This window comes from Xenorhabdus sp. Sc-CR9, assembly GCF_963897815.1.
In the GTDB taxonomy this organism is placed as follows: domain Bacteria; phylum Pseudomonadota; class Gammaproteobacteria; order Enterobacterales; family Enterobacteriaceae; genus Xenorhabdus.
Genome location: NZ_CAWQTY010000076.1, coordinates 1 through 1146 on the forward strand (window position 1 = coordinate 1; position 1146 = coordinate 1146).

The following is a 1146-nucleotide window of genomic DNA, read 5'->3' on the forward strand; positions in this document are numbered from 1 at the left end:
CCGGCTGACTGCCTGACCTGTCCCACGCCCTGGTTCATCATGCCGCTGATATCGCCCATTCGCACCCCCGCCCAGGCCAGTGCGCCCAGCCAGACCATCGGCAGGACAATAAACAGCATCCCCATCACCAGCGCCATAATGAGATCATCCGAGGTGTTCTGCAACCCGGCCAGATTAAACAGGCTGTGGGTGTCTGAACCGTACAGCGCATCCAGCAGAAAGCTGTCCAGCCAGCGGGCCAGCTCCCACCAGAAGGTGAGGAAATTCAGGGCAAAAATCACAAATGTCAGCGTCAGGACAGTCTTAAATTCATAGGCAGCCAACAGCAGGATCAACGGCAACAAGATATACAGGACCATCAGGAGAACGGCCTGCATCATCGGCAGCGCCTGCCGCACGGCATCCAGCATCGGGTACGCGAGCAGGCCACCCAACATCACCCCCGCAGAAGCCCCGACCCGGTTAGAGCCATCCCAGACCGTAAAATCAGCATTACCGCCATAACCCGCGTAGACATACCCCTCCTGCGATACCGTCAGGTTGACCGGACTGACCAGACGACGGATCACCGCCGCTTTATATTCACGGCTTCCCTTGCCCGGCATTTTCAGGGCTGCCGACAAACGCAGCCACAGCCCCGGATCGGCCTGTGCCAGTACCCTGGCTTCCAGTCCGGTTTGGGGGGCTGACCACCAGACTTTACAGGTCGGGTAGCCGCCCCGCCCGGTATTCGGCCGGCCGCTGTCCCGGCTCTCCATCCACGGGAAATGTGCCCGGGGTGTGCGTGATTGCAGCGTAGTGTAATCCCCCGACAAAAACGTCTGACTCCCCAGCCAGTCGATATCCTTCAGCACCGCGGGATCACCGGTTTGTCCCTGATCGCGTTGTTTCCACTGATAAAGCGCCAGGGCATAGCAATCGTGGGTAAAATCCTGCAATTCTGCTGCCAGGGCGGCGCTGGCAATACGGGTGTGCTGCACCTCAAAACGCAGTTGCCGCAGATCCGGGCGGCAGGGCACTGACGCGACCGCCGCCTGCGTCAGTCCTTTTGATAACCGGTGCACCACCGCCCACCAGACCGGCACGGCGGCCGTGTGTTCGCCCAGACTGGAAATCACCGGCGCATACCCCGTTTCCTGCGGTGAT

The 1146-nt window shown here is 60.6% G+C and carries 1 protein-coding gene; it reads right to left on the reverse strand.

The window, feature by feature from the left end; genetic code table 11:
- The coding region (locus AACQ81_RS03675) for a conjugal transfer protein TraG N-terminal domain-containing protein (RefSeq protein ID WP_237388485.1) at window positions 1-1146 on the reverse strand (1146 nt) is incomplete at both ends.